The organism is uncultured Olsenella sp. (genome assembly GCF_959602185.1).
Classification (GTDB): domain Bacteria; phylum Actinomycetota; class Coriobacteriia; order Coriobacteriales; family Atopobiaceae; genus Olsenella_I; species Olsenella_I phocaeensis.
This window is the reverse complement of record NZ_CAUGRZ010000001.1, coordinates 327,997-349,885: the sequence shown is the minus strand read 5'-3', so window position 1 is coordinate 349,885 and position 21,889 is coordinate 327,997. Positions and strand designations below refer to the sequence as shown.

Below are 21,889 nucleotides of genomic sequence, written 5' to 3'. Positions count from 1 at the left end.
ATATAACCAACAGCATCGAGACGCCTGCCGCATCCTGCGGTGCATTCAGAGAGGGGATTGCCATGAACAGCCTCAGCAGAAGGTCCTTTCTCGCCGTGGCACTGGGAGGATGCTCCTCCTTTGCGCTTGCTGCCTGCGGAAACGTCGGCACGGGCTCCAAGGGGGGCTACAAGATCGGCGTGCTGCAGCTCACCGAGCACGCCGCCCTCGACGCCGCGAACGCCGGCTTCGTCCGCGCGCTCGACGAGTCCGGACTGAGCTACACGATCGACCAGCAGAACGCCCAGAACGACCAGTCGGCCTGCCAGACCATCGCCTCCAAGCTGGTCAACGACGGGGACGACCTCATCCTCGCCATCGGCACGCCGGCCGCGCAGGCGGTCGCAGGCGCCACCGACCAGATTCCCGTCATCGGTACGGCCATCACCGACTTCGCGGCCTCCGGTCTCGTCGCCTCCAACGACGCCCCGGGCGGCAACGTAACGGGCAGCTCCGACCTCACGCCGGTCGAGGACCAGTTCGACCTTCTGGTCAGGCTCATCCCCTCCGCGAAGAAGGTCGGCCTGCTCTACTGCACCGCCGAGTCGAACTCCGACGTCCAGGTCGCGCTCGCCGAGGCTGCCGCCTCCGCCCGCGGCCTAGAGGCCGTCCGCTTCTCGGTCTCGAGCTCCAACGAGATCCAGCAGGTCGTCGAGTCGATGGTGGGCAAGGTGGACGTCGCCTACGCGCCGACCGACAACACGATCGCCGCAGGCATGTCCACGGTCTCGATGGTGGCGATCGAGCACAAGCTCCCGGTCATCGTGGCCGAGCAGGGCATGGTCGACAACGGCGGCCTTGCCACCTATGGCATCAACTACGACCAGCTGGGCTACAAGGCTGGCCAGATGGCCGTCAAGGTCCTGAAGGGCGAGGCCAAGCCTGCCGAGATGCCCATCGAGTACCTCGCTGCGGAGGACTGCACCCTTGCGACCAACCAGGCCACGGCCGACGCCATCGGGGTCGACCTCTCCGTGCTGGGCGCCTAGGCGCGGGTCGCGTCTCGTCCCGGGATGGGACGACAGTTTCTGACGTTCGTCGTGTGCCCCGGGGCGACCCGGGGCACATCGCAGGTTTGGGGGTAGCATGCTGCCAGCTCTAACGGGTGCCGTCTCTCAGGGAATCCTCTGGGGCGTCATGGTGCTCGGACTCTTCGTCACCTACAAGATGCTCGACATCGCCGACCTGACGGTCGACGGCAGCTTCGCCCTGGGCGGCTGCGTCGCGGCGGTCGCCTCCGTCTCGCTAGGGCTCGACCCGCTGGTCGCAATCCTACTGGGCATGCTTGCCGGCGTGGTCGCGGGCCTGGTGACGGGGCTTCTCCACACTGTGTTCGACATCCCCGCCATCCTGGCCGGGATCCTGACCCAGATCGCCCTCTGGTCGGTCAACCTGCGCGTCATGGGCAAGTCGAACACCCCGCTCCTCAACGTGGACACCGTCTTCACGCGCATCTCCGCGCTGACGGGCCTCAACCAGGCCGCCTCGGCCATGGTCGTGGGGCTCGTGGTGGCAGCGGCTCTGGTGGCGGCCATGTACTGGTTCTTCGGCACCGAGATTGGCTCCGCCCTGCGCGCCACGGGTAACAACGAGGACATGTGCCGCGCCCTGGGCATCGACGTGCGCGTCACCAAGCTCATAGCGCTTGCCCTCTCCAACGGCCTGGTGGGCCTCTCGGGCGCCCTCATCTGCCAGAGCCAGAAGTACGCCGACATCGGCATGGGCACGGGCGCCATCGTGATCGGACTCGCCGCCATCGTCATCGGCGAGGTCCTGGGCCGGCTCACCCCCGGCAAGCTCCAGGCCTTCGGCAGCCGCCTCACCTCGGCGGTCGTGGGCTCCGTCGTCTACTTCCTCATCAGGGCCATCGTGCTCCAGATGGGCCTCGACGCCAACGACATGAAGCTCCTCTCGGCCGTGATCGTCGCCCTTGCCCTGGTGGTACCCACCGTCGTCGAGCGCCAGCGGCAGAGGCGCTCCTACTCGAAGGGAGGCGAGCGCTGATGCTGCGCCTTACCAACGTCAGCAAGACCTTCAACAAGGGCACCGTCAACGAGAAGCCCGCCCTCGTCGGCGTGGATCTCCACCTCGAGCCCGGCGACTTCGTCACCGTGATCGGCGGAAACGGGGCGGGCAAGTCGACCCTGCTCAACGCCATAGCCGGCGTCTTCCCGCCCGACTCGGGCGTCATACAGATCGACGGGGCCGACGTGAGCCTGCTCTCCGAGCACCAGCGCGCCCGCTACCTGGGGCGCGTCTTCCAGGACCCCATGCGCGGCACCGCGGCCGACATGCAGATCGACGAGAACCTGGCTCTGGCCCGCCGCCGCGGCGAGGGCAGGGGACTGTCCTGGGGCATCGGGAAGGCCGAGCGCGCCGAGTACGCGGAGCGACTGGCCTCGCTCGACCTGGGCCTCGAGAATCGCCTGAGCTCCAAGGTCGGCCTGCTCTCGGGCGGGCAGCGCCAGGCGCTCACCTTGCTCATGGCCACGCTCAAGAAGCCCAAGCTCCTGCTTTTGGACGAGCACACGGCGGCACTGGACCCCAAGACCGCCAAGAAGGTCCTTGAGCTCACGGCCCAGGTCGTCGAGAGGGACTCCCTCACCACCCTCATGATCACGCACAACATGAACGACGCCATCCGCCTGGGCAGCCGCCTGATCATGATGCACGAGGGCCACGTGATCTACGACGTGAGCGGCGAGGAGAAGCGCGCGCTCAAGGTCCACGACCTGCTCCTCAAGTTCGAGGAGGCAAGCGGCGGCGAGCTCGCCAACGACCGCATGCTCCTGAGCTAGCCGCGCGCCGGCGGACGGGGGTCTCATGAGGAAGATGGGCATCGTTCTGGCGACGGGCGAGGCAGGCATGCGCCACTTCACGGACGTGCTCGGGGAGGAGCTGGGCGAGACCGCCGCGCAGGTCGAGCGCTCGTCCGTGGATGCCGCTCTGACGAACGCCCTCGCCGGCGAGGGCGACAAGGAGGGCCTGGTCGCGCTCCTCGCCCCTGCGGTCGAGTCGCTCGAGCGTCGTGGCTGCGAGCTCGTCGCGATCGTGGGGACCGACGCGCACCTCGTCCTCCGCGAGTTGCGGGGTACGACCAGCGTGCGGCTGCTGAGCGTGGTCGAGGCCAGCTGGAGGAGAATCGTCGCAGCGCGGTATGTGCGCGTACTTCTCCTTGGCACGTCCACCACCATGCGCGAGAAGTTCTTCAAGTCGCCCATCGCGGCGAGCCACGTTCCGGTGTTCACGCCCAACGACGAGGACAAGGAGTGGGTCGACGCCGTGATCGGGCGCGTGTCCGGGGGAGAGGAACCCTCAGCGGACGACCTGGCACGTTTTGACGAGCTCGTGGGCGAGGCGGTCGAGCATGGCGCCCAGGCCATCGTGATGGCCGCGCCGGAGCTCCTCGCGCTCACGCGGGGTCGAGAGCTTGCGCTCCCGGTGGCCGACGCCCTGGGGGCTCAGGCCCAGGCGCTCGTGGACGAGGCTAGAGCCAGGTAGCGCGTGCGCCGCGAGGCTAATCCAGGAACTTGTCCAGCTCCCTGTCGAGCAGGGCGTTGCGTCTGACGTGGGGGTGCCGTACGAGGATGCCGCGTGCCATGACCATGTCGACCTCGCGAAGCGCCTTGAGGTCCTCGAGGGGGTTCCGCGCACAGACGACGAGGTCGGCGTCCTTTCCTTCCTCGACGGAGCCCGTCACCCTGTCGATGCCCGCGAGCCGGGCGTTGCCGAGGGTTGCGGTATGCAGGGCGAGCGCATTGCTTGCGCCCACGTACTTGTGGAAGTAGACGAGTTCGCGCCAGAAGTCGTACTGGGCGATCCAGGGGCAGCCCACGTCGTTGCCGAGCGCCACGGGCACCCCGGCGGCAAGTGCCGCCTTCGAGCACTCCCTGATGCCGTCGAAGACGACCTTGCCGTTGAACTGGTCCATCTCGGAGGCGCCTGAGACGCTTCTGTCGAAGAGCGCATAGGGGAGGGCGGGGGAGAGCGTGGTCACCAGGAAGGAACCCCTCTCGGCGAAGAGGGCCATGGTGTCCTCGTCCGGCCTGGCGCCGTGCTCGATCGAGTCGACGCCGCCCTCGAGTGCGGCGCGGACGCCCTCGGGAGACTCCACGTGCGCCGCCACGATGCGACCGCGCGCGTGCGCCCGGTCGCAGCAGGCACGCACCATCTCTGGAGGCATCTTCATCTCGCCGGGCTCTCCCTTGGCCCGTGCGTCCATGACCCCGCCGGTAATCATGAGCTTGACGAGGTCCGCGTTCTGGTCGCAGGCGGCATCGACCGCGGCCAGGGCCTCTTCGACGGTCGTCGCCGCGACGGCGACCGATCCGGCCATGTGCCCTCCCGGCACCGAGACCGCCTCGTTGGCGGCGAGGATGCGCGGTCCGATCCTCCTGCCTGCGGCGATCTCGTCCCTCACGCGCGTGTCGAGGTCGCGCAGGCCGCCAACGGTGCGCACGGTGGTCACGCCGCCCATGAGTGCGGCTTTGGCGAACCCGGCCACCATGAGGTGGGCGACGGCCGCGCCGACAGGAGTGGCAAAGATGGCGTCCACCGTCTTCTTGGGGTCCTTGCCACCCGACTTCGGGCTGCCGTTGCCCGCGAGGTGGACGTGCATGTTTATCAGGCCGGGCAGCAGGAATCTGCCCCCGAGGTCGACCACGCGGTATCCGGAGGGGGCCGTGCCCGCATCGACGGACTCGATGCGTCCGTCCGCGACGAGTACGCAGCGTCCCTCCTGGGGTTGAGCCTCGAGCGTTCCGTCGATCACGGTGGCATTGGCAAATGCGTATCTCATGGCCCCTCCTCGAAGTCAGCGCTGCCATCGTAGACCTTCCGAGTTTCGATGGGCTAGGAGGCGGGGTTCTTGTGCCAGACACTTTTCCCTTTGCCTGCATTGCAGCAGGATGGCGCGCCTCCTTCCCTGTGACGCATGCTTCGGGGTGGAGTAAGCTCTCCTCGATGTGAATTGGGTCCTGGGGGAGGCACATGGAGGACAAGGAAGTCACCGCGCGCAAGAAGGAGCTTCGCAAGCGGCTCAGGCAGGCGCGCAAGGACCTTGGCTCCGAGGCGCGAGAGCGTGCCGATGCCGGCATTGCCTCCCGCGTCCTCTCTCTGTCCGAGTGGCAACGCTCCCAGATCGTCCTCGCCTACCTTTCGGTAGGCGAGGAGGTGGACACACGCGGGCTCGTACGTCAGGCGTGGGTAGCTGGCAAGGTCGTTGCCATCCCCCGTGTGGTGCCCCACACTCGTCTCATGGAGTGGTATCGCATCGACGACTTCGACCGCCTCGAGCGCAGCTCCTTTGGCGTGGAGGAGCCCCTTGCGGAGCCAGATCGCCTTCTGGACGTCGCGCGCGAGGCAGAGGCGGGCGGGAGCATCCTCGCCGTCGTGCCTGGCCTGACCTTCGACGGCCATGGCTTCCGCATGGGGTACGGGGGCGGCTTCTATGACACGCTGCTTGCCGATTTTCCTGGCACTTCCGTCGGCATATGTCACGAGGCGCAGCTTACCGATAACCTGGCAGCCATGGGCGTGGTGGGGGAGCATGACCTGGGCGTCGACGTGGTAGTGACGGAGCGGCGCACCATCGAAACGTCCGAGAGCCCCTGGTCCAATTGGGTGCGAGAGAAGGAGGGCCAGGCATGACCATGGAGAAGACAACGGCGGCACATGGTGGCGCGCGGCGGGCCGAGGGCGCAACGCTGCGGCCCATCCTCATAGTGGAAGATGACAGCGCCCTCGCGGGCCAGGTAGCAGACCTGCTGGGGCGGTATCGCTACCAGTGCCGCGTGGCGGACTCGTTCGATGACATAGACGCCCAGGCCCGTGCCCTCGACCCCTCCCTCGTCCTGCTCGACGTGAGCCTGCCCCGCTACGACGGATTCTTCTGGTGTCGTCGCATCCGCGAGACATCGCACGTCCCCATCGTCATGGTCTCGGCTCGTGATGCCGCGTCCGACCAGGTGCGTGGCATGGAGGCGGGAGCTGACGACTACGTGACGAAGCCCTTCGACCTCGACGTGCTGCTCGCCAAGGTGCAGGCGCAGATGCGCCGCAACTATGGGGAGCTCGCACCTGCCACAACGGAGCTCGAGTCCCTCGCTTGCGACGGGCTCGTCTTTTTCCCGGGACTCCTCAGGGCGGAGTACCAGGGCTCAACGATCGAGCTCACCGCCACGGAGGCAAGTCTCCTTGGATGCCTGATGAGGGCATATCCAAAGACGGCTGCGCGTGGAGACCTGTACATGGCCGCGTGGGACGGGGAGGGCTTCGTGGAGCCCAACACCCTGAACGTCAACATCCGCCGGCTTCGCGATCGCTTCTCCAGTGCGGGCATTTCCGCCCAGATCAAGGTGGTGCGCACCGTTGGCTATCGTCTCTACATGGGCGGAAGGCCATGAGGCTCTTCCTCAGGGATCATCTGGACGTCATGGCCCTCTTCCTCCTCGAGTCCGTTGCCATAGCCCTTGCCTTTCACTTTGGCCGAGGCTTCGAGACGGCCGCAGGCATCGCCTACTTCCTCTTCGTGGCGGCATTCGTGCTGGCGGTGTTCCTTGTCGTGCGATTCGCGCGCAAGCGGGCGTTCTACGAAAGCCTGGAAGAGGACGTCGAGACCATGGAACAGCTGGTGGGGCGCCATAGCGGCGACCCCGTCACCGAAGCGTACGTCACACGCAGGCGTGATGCCTACCGCAGCTACCAGCGCCAGCTGAACGAGCGAGACGACGAGATGCTGCGCTGGCGGACGCATGTCATGCAGTGGGTGCACCAGATGAAGACGCCCGTGAGCGTCCTGCGCCTCATGGTTCAGAAGGACCCCGGGCACATGGACTCGTTCGGTGCGCTCTGCGAGCTCGATCGCATGCAGGGGCAGCTCGACCTCATCCTGAGTCTCGTGCGCATGGAGCGCATGCAGGCCGACCTCACCATCGAGGACCTGTCCCTCAAAGAGGTGGTAGAGGCCATTATTGACAAAGAGAGGCGCCTCTTTGCGCAGAGGGAGGTCTTCCCCACTGTAGGCATCGACGCAAGCCTGCGCGTGCGCACCGACAGGAAATGGCTCGCGTTCGTCATCGAGCAGATACTGCATAACGCCGTGAAGTATTCGGACGCGGGGTCGTCGATCGAGGTCGGCGCGGGGGAGTCGGACGGAAGCGTGGAGCTCAGCTTTGTCGATCACGGCATTGGCATCCGCCCGCGCGACCTGCCGCGCATCTTTGACCTCTACTTCACGGGGAGCAACGGACGCGATCACGACCAGTCGTCAGGCGTCGGATTGTACGTGGTGAAGCGCGCGCTCGACGAGCTTGGGCACGAAATAGAGGTGAGGTCTGAGGTTGGGCATGGAACCCGAGTGGACATAGTTTTCTAGCGTCGCCCCCGACTCGCGCCCATCATCCCCCCTTGTGCAAAAGTGACAGGGGCTGTCATCTTTCGTCACTCCACTCGATAGCGTCCCTCACGTGCCGTTTCGTATTCTGCTTGCAGTGAATCGGAAAGGAGAACCTCATGGCGATTCTCACCATCGAGCACGCGAGCAAGATATACGGAACCGGAGTTCAGGTGCGTGCCGTGAACGACCTGTCCATGAAGATGGAGGAGGGCGAGTTCGTAGCGATCATGGGGGCGTCGGGATCGGGAAAGTCCACGCTCCTCAACCTCATCTCGGGCATCCTCCCGCTCAGCTCGGGAGAAATTCGCATCGACGGGCGCGATATCTCCCACCTGGGCGAGCCCGAGGCGGCCGAGTTCCGCCGCAACGAGCTCGGCTTCGTCTTCCAGGACTTCAACCTGGTGGACACGCTCACCATCCGCGAGAACATCATGCTCCCACTCATGTTGCGCCACGTCCCGCCTGCACGCATGAACGCCGCAGCCGAGAGCATTGCCGCGAGCCTTGGCATCGGCAAGATCCTCGACAAACGGACGCATGAGGTGTCGGGAGGTCAGGCGCAGCGTGCCGCCATCGCCCGCGCCATCATCCACAGCCCACGCCTCCTTCTTGCCGACGAGCCCACGGGCAACCTCGACTCGGCGGCAGCCGAGGGCGTCATGCGCATCTTTGCCGACCTCAATGCGCGTCGGGGCACCTCCACCATCATCGTCACGCATGACGCCAAGACCGCAAGCTTCTGCACGCGCGCCATCTTCATCAAGGACGGTTGCATCCTGGAGGAGCTGTACCGCGAGGGAGACGGGCTGGCGTTCTACGACGAGATCCTGAACGTGCTCAAGTTCATGGGGGCGAAGTAGGATGAGCTTCTTCAGGTTTGCCCTCAACAACGTCATGCGCGACAAGGAGAGCTACGTCGCGTTCTGGCTGAGCAGCGTGTTCTCGATCGTGGTCTTCTTCGTCTTCTCCGCCAACATGAACCATCCGCAGCTTGCGCAGAGCGAGAGCGTGCAGGACATCATGCGCCTCGCCATCGCCTTCATCGCCGTGTACTCCCTGGGGTTCCTGGGGCTTTCGCTCAGCGCCTTCCTGAAGCGCAAGCGGCGCCTGTACGGGGCCCTCCTCACCATGGGCATGACGAGGCGCCAGGTCGCCCTCTCGATCGTGCTCGAAAGCCTCCTGATTGGCGTGAGCGCCATCGCCGCAGGACTCGTCATCGGGCTTGTCTTCGGGCATCTCATGGTCATGCTCATGGCCCGCATCATCCATGTCGCCGACATCGCATACCAGTTCCCGTCCGCGTCCATCGTGCAGACCGTCGTCACGTTCTCCGTCATATTCCTGGTGGCGAGCGCAGCGCAGGCGCGCGGGATATGCAGGCGTCCCATCGTCGACCTGCTTGCCGCCAAGGTCGACGAGAGCCGCGAGATGCGCTTCTCGAAGCCCCTGGCCGTCCTGGGCATCGTCCTGCTCGCCTGCGGCTGCGGCACCTGCCTGTTCGGCGTCATCCCGTCCGTGCGAACGTTCGTGGAGTCCCACGACGCGCTCGTCGACGTCATACCCTGGCTCATCATCGCGTCCACGCTCGCCGGACTCTTCCTCGCGTACCGCCAGTTCTCGTTCCTCGTGATCTCGCGCGTCGCGCGGTCGCGCTATTACCTGAGGGAGGGAAACGCCATCTGGGTCTCCGGGCTCAGGGACCGCCTCAAGGGGTCGGTCACGACGATGTTCGTGTCGACCCTCATGCTCACGATGTCGTTCAGCGCCATCGTCGTGTCCCTCGCCCTCGTCACGACGGTCCGCGCCGACATCACCAGGGACATCCCCTTCGGAATCGGGTACTTCTCGTATGGCGACAACGCGCGGGAGTCGTCAGACGTCAGCGAGATCGAGGCCGAGCTCGCCAGCCATGGCGTGGCGTACGCGAAGGACTCCTACGGCATGCTGCAGACCGAGAAGACCATCTTCGGGAACAAGTTCGTCGCCCAGAGCTCATACGAGAGGCAGTCGGGTAGGACGCTCTCGATCGAAGACGGACAGGCGGTTGACGTCTCCGGCGCGGCCGAGCCAGAAAGCTCGGTGGAGGTGCCAGGCGGCCGGGTGCTGGAGGTCGTCGGCACGTCCACACCCATACTGGACACCGCCAAGCGCAGCGGCAGTTACGTGGTGAGCGATGCGGACTGGCAGATGCTGCAGGACACGGGCAGCCTTGTGGACGTGAGGGTCTTCACGTTTGACGTGGATGACGATGCCCAAGCCCAGGAGGTGCGTACCGCCTGCGAGCGCATACGCAGTACGATAGGCGTGGGCCTCGGGGACGGGAACGACTTCCTCCTCATTCCTCGCATAGAGACCATCTTCCTGCAGGAGTACTCGTACGAGATGTACACCTACATCTCGCTCATGCTGGCCGTCATCTTCATAGTGGCTTCCATCAGCCTCGTCTACTTCCGGCTGCTCTCCGACGTGCGCGAGAGCCTGCCCGTCATGCGCAACCTGAACCGCATGGGGCTGTCCCTGGCACAGGTGCTGCGCATCCAGAGGCGCCAGCTGCAGCTGCTCTTCTCCCTGCCCATTGGGTTCGCGGTCGTGCTGACGGGCTTTGCGATGGCGTTCCTCATCAGCATGGACGTAGCGAGCGCACATGTCTACGTGCGCATGGCTGTGACCATGGTTCCCCTGCTCGCGCTGGAGGCCCTGCTCTTTGCAGCGCTGGACACCCGCTTCAGCGAACAGGTGAAGGCCTTCGTCCGTCCGCGGGACTAGTTGACTCAACCCTCGAAAAGGTCAACTCGCGCTCGCTTGAGCGGTAGGCACCAGCGCCAGAGAATGGACTCGCACGGAAGAGGGGAGCCATCCTGAAGAGGGGAGCCATCATGCAGAACACAAGCGCGACCAACATCGGGGCCACCATCGCGCGGGCACGCCATGCCGAGGGGCTCACGCAGGAGCAGCTCGCGGACCTCCTTAGCGTGACGAAGGCTGCCGTAAGCAAGTGGGAGCTTGGGCTCAGCCTGCCCGACGTGGCGCTGCTGCCGAGCATAGCGGCACAGTTTGGGATGTCGCTTGACGAGCTGTTCGATTGGGACTCCCAGCTGGACGAAGGCCAGGTCAGGGAGACGGCGGCGAGAATTGCCCTGCGCGCCAACGACGACCCCGAGGGTGCCTACGCAGAGATCAGGTCGGTGACGGCAGAGCACCCCTTCTGCCTGCCTTGGCTACTCCAGGCAGCAATGTTCTACCTTGGTCGGAGCGCGGCGGATCCCACGCGAGCCGACAAGCTGAGGGATAACGCCTTCGACTGCCTCGACCGTGTCGAGGCTCGCTCCGAGGACGCGAGGCAACTCGCCCTGGCGCACTTCATCAGGGCGGGGTTCCTCCGCAGGCAAGATGACAGGTTGGGGGAGGCGATCGCCCTGCTTGAAGGCATCGTTGGGGCAACGCCCATAGGAACCTCCTCGGTGCTCGCCTCTCTGTACGAGCAGTGCGGGCGAGCGGAGGACGCTGCATCTCTTCGTGAACGCGAGCTGTTCTCGAGCCTCGGTGGGGTTATGGGGGGCATCTGCGCCCAGCTGCTGGCCCATCCATCCAAGGCGCAGGCGGATGCGCTGCTCAAGGCTGGGAACGCCCTCGTGTCGGGCTTTGAGCTGGAGGAGCACCTGCCCGAGACCGCCCTTACCTTCTGGGCCGGGGCAGCGGCGGCTTCGGCCCAGCTTGAGGAGGCGACGGAGGCAGCATCCTATCTCGCCAGGTTCGCAGGCCTGGCGGAGAAGGTCATCTGCGCGGCGGAGCAAGGTGAGAGGTTCCCTGCCGGTCCCCTCTTCGAGCACGTCTTCGCCCCCGGCAACGCGGCAGACATGGTGCGACCCCCGGTATCAATGGTGAGGAAGGGCCTTCTTTCCATGGTCGAGGGCCGCGGCGAATGGAGCTTGGTCGCACAGGATTCCAAGGTCGCGAGAGCCCTTGCCCGCATAAGGCAACTCTAGCAAGCGCGACGGGCGCCGCACGCACAGAGCACTCGTACGCGCGGCCTGCTCCACCCAGGGCGCCCTGTTATCCTTGCGGGCAGCCGCCCGGGGGCATTGCCATCGGCGAAGCCCAATGCGTGCCGGAACACGCCATCGTATGGGTGATTCTGCCTATTGCCCCCACGCGCCGAAGCTTGGGTGTGTGGCTCGGGCATTCCGTTCAATATGATTGTCATTGTCGTACCACCTGCGGGTGGCTGGTTTCATCGGCGCAAAATGACCAACCCTGGCGCAGGAGTTCTTGCCAAAATGGCGTGGGGAGCCGGGGCACGTTCCCTAGCATGTGTCCCGTGAGTCCAAAGGCGAGCGTTGCGTCCGGAGAAGGGGAGTAAGCGATGGCAAAGTCAGACATCGAGATCGCACAGGAGGCCGAGATTCGGCCCATTGGCGAGATTGCCGAGAAGCTGGGCCTCACCGACGACGAGCTCATCCCCTACGGCCACCACATGGCCAAGGTGGACGTCACCAAGATGGCCGACAAGCCCAAGAAGGCCAAGCTCGTCCTCGTGACCGCCATCAATCCCACGCCCGCCGGCGAGGGCAAGACCACCACCTCCGTCGGACTGGCCGACGCCATGAACGCCCTCGGTCACAAGACGGTGCTCGCTCTGCGCGAGCCCTCCTTGGGTCCCGTCTTCGGCGTAAAGGGCGGCGCGGCTGGTGGTGGCTATGCCCAGCTCATCCCCATGGAGAACATCAACCTGCACTTCACCGGCGACTTCCATGCCATAGAGAACGCCAACAACCTGCTGGCCGCCATGCTCGACAACCACATCAAGCAGGGCAACGAGCTGGGCATCGACCCGCGCCGCATCGTGTGGAAGCGCGCGATGGACATGAACGACCGCCAGCTGCGCAAGATCGTGGACGGCCTGGGCGGCGTGGCCAACGGCATGCCGCGCGAGGACGGCTTCGACATCACCGTGGCCTCCGAGGTCATGGCCATCTTCTGCCTGGCCACCGACCTCATGGACCTCAAGGCGCGCCTGGGGCGCGTCGTGGTGGCCTACACCTTTGACCGCAAGCCCGTCACCGCACACGACCTCAAGGCGGAAGGCGCCATGACGGCGCTGCTCAAGGATGCCATCTCGCCCAACCTGGTGCAGACCCTCGAGCACAATCCCGCGTTCGTGCACGGTGGCCCGTTCGCCAACATCGCCCACGGCTGCAACTCCGTCTCTGCCACCACCACGGCCATGAGGCTCGGCGACTACGTGGTGACCGAGGCTGGTTTCGGGGCCGACCTGGGCGCCGAGAAGTTCTGTGACATCAAGTGCCGCCTCGCGGGCCTCACGCCCGACGCCTGCGTGGTGGTCGCCACGGTCCGCGCGCTCAAGCACCACGGCGGCGTGGCCAAGGCCGACCTCAACGACGAGGACCTCGAGGCCCTCGAGGCGGGCCTGCCCAACCTCCTGCAGCACGTCGACAACATGAAGAACGTCTACGGCCTGCCCGTCGTGGTGGCCATCAACGCGTTCCCCACCGACACCAAGGCCGAGCTCGACCTCGTCGAGGCCAAGTGCAGGGAGCTGGGCGTGAACGTGGCCCTTTCCGAGGTGTGGGCCAAGGGCGGCGAGGGCGGGCGTGCCCTGGCCGAGGAGGTCGTGCGCCTCTGCGACGAGCCCTCGGACTTCCATTTCTCCTACGAGCTCGGCGGCATCAAGGAGTCCATCGAGGCCATCGCCAAGCGCGTGTACCGCGCCGACGGGGTCGACTTCACCACCTCTGCCGAGAAGCAGATAAAGCAGCTCGAGGACCAGGGCTTCACCAACATGCCGGTGTGCATGGCCAAGACCCAGTACTCCTTCTCCGACGACGCGGCAAAGCTCGGTGCGCCCAAGGACTTCCGTATCACGGTGCGCAACGTGAAGGTCTCCGCGGGCGCCGGCTTCGTCGTCGCGCTCACTGGCGACATCATGACCATGCCCGGCCTGCCCAAGCGGCCCGCGGCGGAGGGAATCGACGTCACCGAGGACGGCCGCATCGTGGGCCTCTTCTAGAGCGTCGCCTTCGCCGTCCGCGCGGAGCGCGCGCTGTGGGAACATCGACGGGGTCAAGCAAAAGCATCCTGGGTGCCGGGAGCCCCTGCCCCGGTGCCCAGGCGTCGTTTGGAGCAAACATGGAAGACCGCCTAGCGCAGAGGAGCTGCGAGGACTTCTCGCACGACCTCGCGTCCAGGGTGTCGAGTCCCGCAGGCGGCGCGGCCGTCGCCTACGTCGCCTCCCTGGGTGCCGCCCTGGGCTCCATGGCAGCAGAGTTCACCCTGGGCAAGTCTCGCTACGCCGATGTGGAGGGGGAGGTCAGGGAGGCCCTGGACGAGCTCGGGCGGATCCGTCTGAGGCTCGTCGAGCTCGTGGACGAGGACGCCCGCTCGCTCGAGCCTCTGACCCGAGCCTACGCCCTACCCGCGGGCGACCCCCGAAGGCCCGCCGCCCTCGAGGCGGCAGGCCGAGGCGCCTGCGAGGTCCCCCTCGAGCTCATGGGACTCGTCGCCCGGGCGATCCCGCAGCTGGAGCTCCTGGGCGAGAAGGGCTCGCGGCTGCTCGTCTCGGACGTGGGCTGCGCCGCGGCGCTCTGCGGGGCGTCGCTCTCGGCGGCGAGCCTGAACGTCTACGTGAACACGCGCTCGCTCGTGCGGCGCGACGTGGCGGATGGGCTCGACGCCCGCTGCGATGCGCTCCTGGCGCAGTGGGAGCCAAGGGCCGAGGCGCTGCTGCGCGCGGTCACGCGCGCCTTGAGGGAGAGGGGCTAGCATGTCCAGGGAACTGAGGGGTGCCCCCGTCGCCGCAGCCGTCGCCGAGGGGCTGCGCCGGCGCGTGGATGCCCTCGCCGAAGCCGGGAGGCCACCCGTGCTGGCGGTCCTTCGCGTGGGGGAGAGGCCCGACGACCTCAGCTACGAGCGCGGCCTCCAGAAGAGGGCGGACGCGCTCGGCATCGGCCTGAGGAGGGTCCTGCCGCCCGAGGGCTGCGGCCAGGGGGAGCTGGAGGCGGCCATTCGCTCCGTCAACGAGGACGACGAGGTCTCCGGCTGCCTCATGTTCCGTCCGCTTCCCGCGGGGCTCGACGGGGAGGCTGCCTGCACCCTGCTCGCTCCTGGGAAAGACGTGGACGGCGTCACGCCTCTCTCGCTTGCCAAGGTCTTCTCGGGCAGGGGACGTGGCTTCGCGCCCTGCACGGCGGAGGCGGCCCTGCGCCTCCTCGACCACTACGGCATCGGGCTCTCGGGCAGGCGCGTGACCGTCGTGGGGCGCTCGCTGGTCGTGGGACGTCCGCTGGCGCTGCTGCTGCAGGCGCGTGACGCTACCGTGACGCTCTGCCACAGCAGGACCCGTGACCTCGCCGCCGCATGCCGCGGGGCCGAGGTCCTCGTCGTCGCCACGGGCAGGCCCCGCATGGTCGGCGCGGACTTCGTCACTCCCGGCCAGGTGGTGGTGGACGTGGGCATAAACTGGGACGGCGAGGCGGGCAGGCTTGTGGGCGACGTCGACTTCGACGCGGTGGCGCCCCTCGTCTCTGCCATCACGCCGGTCCCGGGCGGGATCGGCTCCATAACGACGGCCGTGCTCATGGAGCACGTGGTGAGTGCGGCCGAGCTGCGGCACTGATTCAGACGTTGACGGTGCATGGCGCCGCGCCCGCGCGCGGCCGGAGGGAAGGCAGGTGCATGGAACGGGACGAGGCCCAGGTGGCGCATGGGATAGACAGGCCGCGCGTGGAGGCGGCGATGAGGGAGTTCCTTCTCGCCATAGGGGAGGACCCCGACCGCGAGGGGCTCAGGGGCACCCCCGACCGCGTGGCGCGCGCCTGCGAGGAGCTCCTGGGGGGATACGCCGAGGACCCGTCCTCCCACCTGCTCAGACAGTTCCAGGAGGGCCACAACCAGGAGCTCGTCATAGTGAGGGACATCCCCTTCGCCTCCCTGTGCGAGCACCACGTCCTCCCCTTCGTGGGCAAGGCGCATGTCGCCTACATCCCCCGCGACGGTCGCATCACGGGACTCTCGAAGATAGGCCGCTGCGTGAGCGGCTATGCCCGCAGGCTCCAGGTCCAGGAGCGCCTCACCGCACAGATCGCCGACGCCATGGTCGACGCGCTCGACCCCCTGGGCGTCCTCGTCGTCCTGCAGGCGGAGCACAGCTGCATGACCATGCGCGGCATCAGGAGCGCCGGCTCGCAGACGGTCACCTCCGCGGTGCGCGGCGCGCTCAAGAACGACGCGCGCACGCGCGAGGAGGCACTGAGGCTCCTCGGGCTCTAGGGGGCGAGCCTCCGCCCGTGGTGGGGCATGCGGGCCCTCTCACCCCGGGCCTCCCGGTCTCCGTCTGCCAAACGTCGCCGCATGCGTCCATGTCGCGAACACGAAGGAAGGCAAGACATGTACCGACTCCCGTTTCCCGTTCCCGAGCTGAGCTACGATGACGCGCTCGGCGTCCTCCGCTCGACGCTCAGGCTGGGCATCAGCCCCATGCTCGAGAGCGTGGAGGACATGCTCGCGGAGCTCGGCAACCCCGACCTGAGCTTCCGCAGCCTGCAGGTCGCGGGCACGAACGGCAAGACGTCCACCTCCCGCTACGCGGCGGCGATCCTGCGCGGGGAGGGCCTCAGGGTGGGCCTCTACACCTCGCCCGAGCTCGTGAGCTACACCGAGCGCTTGGAGCTGGATGGCTCTCCCGTCGCCGAGGCGGACTTCGCCCGCGGGGTCGCAGCGGCCGCCGAGGCGGGCCAGCGCGTCAACGCCCACCGCGCCGACCTGGGCCAGAGGCCCTATGACATCACCGAGTTCGACCTGCTCACCGTGGGCGCCTGCGTCGCCTTCGCGCTTCTGGGGGCGGAGGTCGTGGTGCTCGAGTGCGGTATGGGCGGCCGCTGGGACGCCACCACGGCTGTGGGCTCCATCGAGTCCGTCGCCGTGACGGGCGTGGGCCTCGACCACACCCGCATCCTGGGCGACACCCTCGAGAAGATCGCGGGCGAGAAGGCCGCCATCATCCGCTCCGGCAGGAGCTGCGTGCTGGGCGTGGGCACCGCCACCCCCACGAGCGTCGAGGACGTCTTTCTCCGGCGCTGCGCCGACGAGGGCGTGGTGCCGACGCTCCTCAGGCCGCGGAGGCTCGAGGACGCGGTGGGGGAGCTCCATCCCGGACTGCCGCGCACCCACGGGGACCTTCCCCATGCCAGCTACGAGGTCCTGCGGCGACCGGGGCGCATAGGCGGATCCCTGGTGTTCGACGTCACGACCCCGCGCTCGCGCTACCGCGAGCTCTCGGCCCTGAAGCCCGTCTACCAGGCCGCCAACGTGGCCTGTGCCGTGGTGCTCTGCGAGGACTTTCTGGGACGCGGGCTCGATCCCGAGGCGCTCTTCGAGTCCGTGGTCTGCTGCCCCACGCCCGGCCGCTTTGACGTGGTGCGCGCCGACCCCGTGGGACTCATCGACGCCTGCCACAACCCGCAGTCCGTGGGGGTGTTCCTCTCGGCCGTGAGGGAGGTGGCTCCCGAGGTGGCGACGAGGCCCACCCTGCTCTGCGCCGTCCTGGCGGACAAGGACGTGGACGGGATCGTCGGTCTGCTTGCCCCGGAGTTCCCCCGCGTGGTCGTCACGCAGACGCGCTCGCCGCGCGCCCTGGCGGCGCACGAGCTTGCCGAGCGCTTCCGCGCCCATGCCGCAGAGCCGGTGGGGGAGTATGCGAGCTGCGGAGAGGCGCTGGCCGCCCTGGTGGGAGAGGCCTTCGTCGCCTGTGGTTCCATCACGCTTGCGGGAGAGGTCGCGGCCGCCCTGCGCTAGCCATCTGCTACAATTGCCCGAGCTACCCAAATGGGTCATGGCGCGAGCATGTCCGTCCGCGTGGCGCCGTCCTATGACAGCAAAGGAGCACAGCCTTAATGTCAGACCTACTTGACCAGCTCATCACCCCTGAGGTGCGCATGGTGCTCTACCTCATGGTCGCCTGCGTCGTCATGCTCTATATCCTCTCCATCGTCTACGTCATCCGCGACGCCCAGCGGCGCGGTGCCGAGCCCTGGTGGCTCTGGGCGATCATCTCGGTGATCCCCATCGTGGGCCTTCTCGCCTACGTGATCCTGCGCCCCAGCAGCTACCTGGTCGACCGCGAGGAGCAGGACCTGGACATCGCCCTGCGCGAGCACCAGCTCTCGCACTACGGCATCTGCCCCAAGTGCGGAGCTCCCATCGACCGCGACTTCGTGGTCTGCCCCATCTGCAACACGCAGGTGCGCAACGTCTGCCCCACCTGCCACCGCCCGCTCAATGCGGACTGGAAGGTCTGCCCCTACTGCCGTACCCGCATCCAGTAGCCCTAAGGCCAACGTAGTTCCGACGCCAGGCGCCTCCGTCACCGCGACGGGGGCGCCTGACTTGTGCGCGACGGACCGACGGCGTCGTGCGGCCCGCTTCGTTACGCATGCGTTTCGATGGGCGGGAAGGTACGTGACGTCGTTCTCGCGCGCCCCACCCCGGGGAATAAGGTCCCGAGAAAAGCCGCCGTTCCGATGCGGCGCAGAAAGGAAGCGCATGTACCTAGAGAACATCCATTCGCCCCAGGACGTGAAGGCCCTCGCGAGCGACCAGCTGCCGGTCCTCGCACAGGAGATCAGGGACGCGCTACTGAGGCGCGCCGCGGCGCACGGTGGGCACTTCGGCCCCAACTTCGGCTTCGTCGAGGCGACGATCGCCCTGCACTACGTGTTCGACTCGCCTCGCGACCACTTCGTCTTCGACGTCTCGCACCAGACCTACCCGCACAAGATGCTCACAGGGCGCGTCGACGCCTACCTCGACCCCGCGCGCTACGACGAGGTCAGCGGCTACAGCAACCCCGCCGAGTCGGACCACGACCTCTTCGAGGACGGCCACACCTCGACCTCCATCAGCCTGGCACTGGGCCTGGCCAAGGCCCGCGACCTCGCCGGGAGGCACGAGAACGTCGTCGCGGTCATAGGCGACGGGTCCCTCAGCGGGGGAGAGGCCCTCGAGGGCCTGGACGTCGCCGGCGAGCTGGGCAGCAACTTCGTCATCGTCTTCAACGACAACCAGATGTCCATCGCCGAGAACCACGGCGGCATGTACGCGGGCCTCGCCCGCCTGCGCGAGACGGGGGGCAAGGCGGAGGACAACCTCTTCCGGGCCATGGGCCTCGACTACCGCTACGTGGCGGACGGCAACGACTGCGCGGCCCTCGTCGCCGCCTTCGAGGAGGTCCGCGACATCGACCATCCCGTGGTGATCCACGTCAACACCCTGAAGGGCAAGGGCTACGCCCCCGCCGAGCAGGACCCCGAGCCCTGGCACTACAACGCCCCCTTCGACCTCGCCACGGGGCATCCCCTCCGCCAGGGCTCCGGCGAGGGCTACGGCTCCATCACGGCGCGCTACCTGCTCGAGCGCGCCAAGTCGGACCGCGACCTCCTCGTGCTCGCCGCCGCAGTGCCCGGCACCCTGGGCCTCGGGCCCTCCCAGCGCGCGGACCTCGGCGAGCACTACCTGGACGTCGGCATCGCCGAGGAGACTGCCGTCGCCCTGGCCTCCGGAGCGGCGAAGGCAGGGGCGCACGTCGTCTTCGGCACGCAGGCGACCTTCCTGCAGCGCGTCTACGACCAGCTCTCGCAGGACCTCTCCATCAACCACAACCCTGCGACCATCGTGGGTGCCAACGCCTCGGTCTGGGGCATGAGCGACGTGACCCACGCCGCCTTCTACTCCATCCCCATGGTGGCCAACATCCCCGGCATCACCTACCTCGCCCCCACCAACGTGGAGGAGTACCTCTCCATGCTCGGGTGGTCGCTCGACCAGGAGGAGGGCCCGGTCTACATCGCCCTTCCCGCCGGTCCCGTGCGGCACGCGCCCGAGGGCTCCGTCCAGCGCGACGACTACTCCCAGACCCGCTGGGAGCACGCGCGCGAGGGCAAGAGGGTCGCGATTCTCGCGTTGGGGGACTTCTTCGGCCTGGGAGAGCGGGCGGCGGACCTCCTCGCCGAGCACGGGGTGGAGGCCACGCTGGTCAACCCCCTCTTCGCCTCCGGTCTCGACGAGGGCGCCCTGGACAAGATCGCCCGCACGCACGAGCTCGTCGTGACCCTCGAGGACGGCTCGGTGGACGGCGGCTTCGGCCAGCGCGTGGCGGGTCGGCTCGCGGCCGACCCCTCCACGAGGGTCCTGGTCCGCGGCTTCGCGAAGGCCTTCTACGACCGCTACGACGCGGACGAGCTCCTGCGCGAGGCGCGGCTCGCCCCCGAGCAGATCTGCGAGGACGTTCTGGCCCAGCTGGGGGCATAGCCACCGCGCGGGGCGGGCGAGAGGGGCGTGCGTGCGCGGTCGCGGATGGCTCCTCTCGCCCGCGTCGTCCATGTGGCCTCCTTGGGGCGATGGGTTCCAAGTGCGCTGTCTGGGCTGACCGGAGGCCCAGGATGTGGTAAACCTTTGCCCTGTAGCCAAACGGAGGTTTCCCAGCATGCTCTCTTGCGACAGGCCAGCGTCTGCCAGCTCCACCCGAACTCCGACTATCTAGGCGTCTGTCCCTTCACGGCAGCGAGCTGCCTGCGGCAGGCGCCTCAACCGCTCGGCCCCAGAGGGAGGTCGGGCGTTTTTCTTGTACCGACGAGCATGGCAAGCGACCAGCTGCAAGGAAAGGTTTTTACGACTATGAAGGCACTCTTCAACGACGGCCGCGTGGACGAGGTCCCCGAGGACGAGGAGCTCCACGTCATCCGCCACTCTGCCGCGCACATCATGGCGCAGGCCATCAAGCGCCTGTACCCCGAGGCCGACTTCGCCTACGGTCCCGCCACCGAGAACGGCTTCTACTACGACATCGACCTGCCCGGGGGCCAGAAGATCACCGACGAGGACCTTCCCGCCATCGAGGCCGAGATGCGCAAGGTCGCCAAGGAGAACCTCAGGTTCGAGACCTACGAGCTCCCCCGCGCCGAGGCCATCGAGCAAATGAGGGAGCGAGGCGAGAAGTACAAGGTCGAGCACATCGGTGACCTCCCCGAGGACGCGCGCATCACCTTCTACAGGCAGGGCGAGTACGTCGACATGTGCGTGGGTCCCCACCTCACCTACACCAAGGCCCTCAAGGCCTTCAAGCTCACTGGCGTCTCGGGCGCCTACTGGAAGGGCGACAGCTCCAACAAGATGCTCACCCGCGTGAGCGGAACCGCCTTCCGCAGCAAGGACGAGCTGGCGGCCTGGGAGCACATGCTCGAGGAGGCCGAGAAGCGCGACCACCGCAAGATAGGCCGCGAGATGGACCTCTTCATGATGAGCGACGCCGGTCCAGGCTTCCCCTTCTGGCTCCCCAACGGCATGCGCGTCAAGAACGCGCTCATGCAGTACTGGCAGGAGATGCAGGACGCCTACGGATACGAGCAGGTGCAGACGCCCATCATCCTCTCGCGCAAGCTTTGGGAGACCTCGGGCCACTGGGACCACTACAAAGAGAACATGTACACCACCCTCATCGACGATGAGGACTACGCGGTGAAGCCCATGAACTGCCCGGGTGCCTGCCTGATTTACAAGAGCCGTCCGCGCTCCTACCGCGACCTGCCCCTCAAGCTCGCCGAGGCCGGGCTCGACCACCGCCACGAGCTCAAGGGCGCCCTGCACGGCCTCTTCCGCGTGCGCGAGTTCACCCAGGACGACGCCCACCTCTTCATCCGTCCCGACCAGATCACCGAGCAGGTGACCGACACCGCACACCTGATCACCACCTACTACGCGCAGTTCGGCTTCCCCTACCGCGTCGAGCTCTCCACCCGCCCGGAGGACTCCATGGGCTCCGACGAGGACTGGGAGCAGGCGGAGGCGGGCCTCAAGGAGGCGCTCGACTCCATGGGCGTCGAGTACACGCTCAACGAGGGCGACGGCGCCTTCTATGGCCCCAAGATCGACTTCCACCTGCAGGACTGCCTGGGCCGCACCTGGCAGTGCGGCACCATCCAGCTCGACTTCCAGCTCCCCCAGAACTTCGAGCTCGAGTACACTGCCCCCGACGGCAGCAAGCAGCGCCCCATCATGATCCACCGCGCCGGCTTCGGATCCTTCGAGCGCTTCACCGGCATGCTCATCGAGCAGTACGCCGGAAAGTTCCCCACCTGGCTGAGCCCCTGCCAGGTCAAGGTCCTTCCCGTGTCCGAGAAGGCCCGCGACTACGCCAAGGAGGTCGGCGAGAGGCTGCGCGCCGCCGGCATTCGCGTCAAGGTGGACGAGCGCGACGAGAAGATCGGCTACAAGATCCGCGAGGCCCGTTCCATCGACCGCGTCCCCTACATGCTCATCCTGGGCGAGAAGGAGGCGGAGGCGGGCAACATCAGCGTCCGCGACCGCTCCAACGAGACCCACCAGACGAGCCTCGAGGAGTTCGTTGCCAGCGTGACGGCAGAGATCGCCGAACGTCGCGGCTAG

The 21,889-nt window shown here is 67.1% G+C and carries 19 protein-coding genes; 18 read left to right on the top strand and 1 reads right to left on the bottom strand.

Annotated elements, in window-relative coordinates:
* Positions 1-62: 62 nt before the first annotated feature.
* From Q5923_RS01650 to Q5923_RS01635, 4 genes are all read left to right on the top strand, one after another.
* The gene (locus tag Q5923_RS01650; protein WP_303131697.1) at positions 63-1,028 is read left to right on the top strand and encodes an ABC transporter substrate-binding protein; all 966 of its coding nucleotides are present in this window, start codon (positions 63-65) and stop codon (positions 1,026-1,028) included.
* A 97-nt stretch (positions 1,029-1,125) separates the two neighbouring features.
* A complete protein-coding gene (locus Q5923_RS01645) occupies positions 1,126-2,043 on the top strand; it encodes an ABC transporter permease (protein WP_303131695.1) in 918 nt (305 codons plus the stop codon).
* A complete protein-coding gene (locus Q5923_RS01640) occupies positions 2,043-2,837 on the top strand; it encodes an ABC transporter ATP-binding protein (RefSeq protein WP_303131693.1) in 795 nt (264 codons plus the stop codon). Before Q5923_RS01645 ends, Q5923_RS01640 begins: the two co-directional genes overlap by 1 nt.
* Before the next feature lie 25 nt (positions 2,838-2,862).
* Positions 2,863-3,540, top strand: coding sequence for an aspartate/glutamate racemase family protein (locus Q5923_RS01635; RefSeq protein ID WP_303131691.1), 678 nt, complete (start codon positions 2,863-2,865; stop codon positions 3,538-3,540).
* Positions 3,541-3,556: 16 nt separating this feature from the next.
* On the opposite strand, the gene Q5923_RS01630 is transcribed toward Q5923_RS01635, so the two are convergent.
* Positions 3,557-4,837 carry an amidohydrolase family protein gene (locus Q5923_RS01630; protein ID WP_303131690.1) on the bottom strand — a complete coding sequence of 427 codons (1,281 nt, stop codon included), beginning with the start codon at positions 4,835-4,837 and terminating at the stop codon, positions 3,557-3,559.
* 191 nt (positions 4,838-5,028) lie between these two features.
* Here Q5923_RS01630 and Q5923_RS01625 point away from each other — a divergent pair, with 191 nt between their 5' ends.
* From Q5923_RS01625 to thrS, 14 genes are all read left to right on the top strand, one after another.
* Complete coding sequence (locus tag Q5923_RS01625) at positions 5,029-5,688, top strand: 5-formyltetrahydrofolate cyclo-ligase (RefSeq protein ID WP_303131688.1); 660 nt, start codon at positions 5,029-5,031, stop codon at positions 5,686-5,688.
* Positions 5,685-6,443: a response regulator transcription factor gene (locus Q5923_RS01620; protein ID WP_303131686.1), complete on the top strand. Its 759-nt coding sequence runs from the start codon at positions 5,685-5,687 to the stop codon at positions 6,441-6,443. The genes Q5923_RS01625 and Q5923_RS01620 overlap by 4 nt, the downstream gene beginning before the upstream one ends.
* Positions 6,440-7,414: a sensor histidine kinase gene (locus Q5923_RS01615; protein ID WP_303131685.1), complete on the top strand. Its 975-nt coding sequence runs from the start codon at positions 6,440-6,442 to the stop codon at positions 7,412-7,414. Before Q5923_RS01620 ends, Q5923_RS01615 begins: the two co-directional genes overlap by 4 nt.
* 137 nt (positions 7,415-7,551) lie before the next feature.
* Positions 7,552-8,295 (top strand): ABC transporter ATP-binding protein, encoded by a 744-nt coding sequence (locus Q5923_RS01610; RefSeq protein WP_009279083.1) that lies wholly within the window; start codon positions 7,552-7,554, stop codon positions 8,293-8,295.
* A 1-nt stretch (position 8,296) separates the two neighbouring features.
* Positions 8,297-10,201 (top strand): ABC transporter permease, encoded by a 1,905-nt coding sequence (locus tag Q5923_RS01605; RefSeq protein WP_303131683.1) that lies wholly within the window; start codon positions 8,297-8,299, stop codon positions 10,199-10,201.
* Positions 10,202-10,311: 110 nt separating this feature from the next.
* Positions 10,312-11,421, top strand: coding sequence for a helix-turn-helix domain-containing protein (locus Q5923_RS01600; protein ID WP_303131681.1), 1,110 nt, complete (start codon positions 10,312-10,314; stop codon positions 11,419-11,421).
* Positions 11,422-11,798: 377 nt separating this feature from the next.
* A complete protein-coding gene (locus Q5923_RS01595; protein ID WP_303131679.1) occupies positions 11,799-13,463 on the top strand; it encodes a formate--tetrahydrofolate ligase in 1,665 nt (554 codons plus the stop codon).
* Between the two features lie 119 nt (positions 13,464-13,582).
* The gene (locus Q5923_RS01590) at positions 13,583-14,215 is read left to right on the top strand and encodes a cyclodeaminase/cyclohydrolase family protein (protein WP_009279087.1); all 633 of its coding nucleotides are present in this window, start codon (positions 13,583-13,585) and stop codon (positions 14,213-14,215) included.
* 1 nt (position 14,216) lies between these two features.
* Entirely contained in the window at positions 14,217-15,068 is an 852-nt protein-coding gene (locus Q5923_RS01585; RefSeq protein WP_303131677.1) for a bifunctional 5,10-methylenetetrahydrofolate dehydrogenase/5,10-methenyltetrahydrofolate cyclohydrolase, read from the top strand.
* A gap of 59 nt (positions 15,069-15,127) precedes the next feature.
* On the top strand, positions 15,128-15,721 hold the full coding sequence (gene folE, locus Q5923_RS01580) for a GTP cyclohydrolase I FolE (protein WP_009279089.1): 594 nt from the start codon (positions 15,128-15,130) through the stop codon (positions 15,719-15,721).
* Positions 15,722-15,838: 117 nt separating this feature from the next.
* Complete coding sequence (locus tag Q5923_RS01575; protein ID WP_303131675.1) at positions 15,839-17,245, top strand: folylpolyglutamate synthase/dihydrofolate synthase family protein; 1,407 nt, start codon at positions 15,839-15,841, stop codon at positions 17,243-17,245.
* Between the two features lie 98 nt (positions 17,246-17,343).
* On the top strand, positions 17,344-17,775 hold the full coding sequence (locus tag Q5923_RS01570) for a double zinc ribbon domain-containing protein (RefSeq protein WP_009279091.1): 432 nt from the start codon (positions 17,344-17,346) through the stop codon (positions 17,773-17,775).
* 217 nt (positions 17,776-17,992) lie between these two features.
* The gene (locus Q5923_RS01565; protein WP_303131673.1) at positions 17,993-19,756 is read left to right on the top strand and encodes a 1-deoxy-D-xylulose-5-phosphate synthase; all 1,764 of its coding nucleotides are present in this window, start codon (positions 17,993-17,995) and stop codon (positions 19,754-19,756) included.
* Between the two features lie 366 nt (positions 19,757-20,122).
* Positions 20,123-21,889: a threonine--tRNA ligase gene (thrS, locus tag Q5923_RS01560; protein WP_303131672.1), complete on the top strand. Its 1,767-nt coding sequence runs from the start codon at positions 20,123-20,125 to the stop codon at positions 21,887-21,889.

What these genes read in the sequence shown, in the direction of transcription:
- Q5923_RS01650 (WP_303131697.1), top strand. Translation starts at nt 63, where the DNA reads ATGAACAGCCTCAGCAGAAGGTCCTTTCTCGCCGTGGCACTGGGAGGA.
- Q5923_RS01645 (WP_303131695.1), top strand. Translation starts at nt 1,126, where the DNA reads ATGCTGCCAGCTCTAACGGGTGCCGTCTCTCAGGGAATCCTCTGGGGC.
- Q5923_RS01640 (WP_303131693.1), top strand. Translation starts at nt 2,043, where the DNA reads ATGCTGCGCCTTACCAACGTCAGCAAGACCTTCAACAAGGGCACCGTC.
- Q5923_RS01635 (WP_303131691.1), top strand. Translation starts at nt 2,863, where the DNA reads ATGAGGAAGATGGGCATCGTTCTGGCGACGGGCGAGGCAGGCATGCGC.
- Q5923_RS01630 (WP_303131690.1), bottom strand. Translation starts at nt 4,837, where the DNA reads ATGAGATACGCATTTGCCAATGCCACCGTGATCGACGGAACGCTCGAG.
- Q5923_RS01625 (WP_303131688.1), top strand. Translation starts at nt 5,029, where the DNA reads ATGGAGGACAAGGAAGTCACCGCGCGCAAGAAGGAGCTTCGCAAGCGG.
- Q5923_RS01620 (WP_303131686.1), top strand. Translation starts at nt 5,685, where the DNA reads ATGACCATGGAGAAGACAACGGCGGCACATGGTGGCGCGCGGCGGGCC.
- Q5923_RS01615 (WP_303131685.1), top strand. Translation starts at nt 6,440, where the DNA reads ATGAGGCTCTTCCTCAGGGATCATCTGGACGTCATGGCCCTCTTCCTC.
- Q5923_RS01610 (WP_009279083.1), top strand. Translation starts at nt 7,552, where the DNA reads ATGGCGATTCTCACCATCGAGCACGCGAGCAAGATATACGGAACCGGA.
- Q5923_RS01605 (WP_303131683.1), top strand. Translation starts at nt 8,297, where the DNA reads ATGAGCTTCTTCAGGTTTGCCCTCAACAACGTCATGCGCGACAAGGAG.
- Q5923_RS01600 (WP_303131681.1), top strand. Translation starts at nt 10,312, where the DNA reads ATGCAGAACACAAGCGCGACCAACATCGGGGCCACCATCGCGCGGGCA.
- Q5923_RS01595 (WP_303131679.1), top strand. Translation starts at nt 11,799, where the DNA reads ATGGCAAAGTCAGACATCGAGATCGCACAGGAGGCCGAGATTCGGCCC.
- Q5923_RS01590 (WP_009279087.1), top strand. Translation starts at nt 13,583, where the DNA reads ATGGAAGACCGCCTAGCGCAGAGGAGCTGCGAGGACTTCTCGCACGAC.
- Q5923_RS01585 (WP_303131677.1), top strand. Translation starts at nt 14,217, where the DNA reads ATGTCCAGGGAACTGAGGGGTGCCCCCGTCGCCGCAGCCGTCGCCGAG.
- folE (WP_009279089.1), top strand. Translation starts at nt 15,128, where the DNA reads ATGGAACGGGACGAGGCCCAGGTGGCGCATGGGATAGACAGGCCGCGC.
- Q5923_RS01575 (WP_303131675.1), top strand. Translation starts at nt 15,839, where the DNA reads ATGTACCGACTCCCGTTTCCCGTTCCCGAGCTGAGCTACGATGACGCG.
- Q5923_RS01570 (WP_009279091.1), top strand. Translation starts at nt 17,344, where the DNA reads ATGTCAGACCTACTTGACCAGCTCATCACCCCTGAGGTGCGCATGGTG.
- Q5923_RS01565 (WP_303131673.1), top strand. Translation starts at nt 17,993, where the DNA reads ATGTACCTAGAGAACATCCATTCGCCCCAGGACGTGAAGGCCCTCGCG.
- thrS (WP_303131672.1), top strand. Translation starts at nt 20,123, where the DNA reads ATGAAGGCACTCTTCAACGACGGCCGCGTGGACGAGGTCCCCGAGGAC.